This is a genomic window from Mesorhizobium sp. M8A.F.Ca.ET.208.01.1.1, from assembly GCF_004791315.1.
Taxonomy (GTDB): Bacteria; Pseudomonadota; Alphaproteobacteria; order Rhizobiales; family Rhizobiaceae; genus Mesorhizobium.
Map to the genome: position 1 here is coordinate 1 of NZ_SRUT01000116.1, position 370 is coordinate 370.

The 370-nt window shown below is 60.8% G+C and carries 1 protein-coding gene; it reads left to right on the forward strand.

Going from position 1 to position 370, the window contains the following annotated elements; translation table 11 throughout:
* Positions 1-34: 34 nt before the first annotated feature.
* On the forward strand, positions 35-253 hold the full coding sequence (locus EN851_RS34535; RefSeq protein WP_127225510.1) for a hypothetical protein: 219 nt from the start codon (positions 35-37) through the stop codon (positions 251-253).
* Positions 254-370: the final 117 nt, after the last annotated feature.

The following is a 370-nucleotide window of genomic DNA, read 5'->3' on the forward strand; positions in this document are numbered from 1 at the left end:
ACAGTTTCACGCAGGCAGACCAGGGAGACGAACAATGGCGACCGGCGGCAAGAAGCATATGGGCCGGGGCAGCCAGGGCAAGAGCTCTGGAACCGGGGCGAAGACGACGCTCGACAAGGACATGGTCGGCGAGAACGAGGTCCTGTCCAATCGGGACAAGAAGCAGCATACGGAGCAACGCGGTTTGGACGGCAATCGGATCAAATCCGATCAGTACCAGGACCACGCGGCGAACCGTCTTCCGAGGGAATAAGTGCAGGCCCGAGGATCGCCTTTGCCACGCAATCCGAAGACAGCTATCCGGGACCACCGCAACTTGCGGCGGGCGCCTTGCAAAGGCCGGTGGGGTATGTCTCAGTGAGATCTGAAG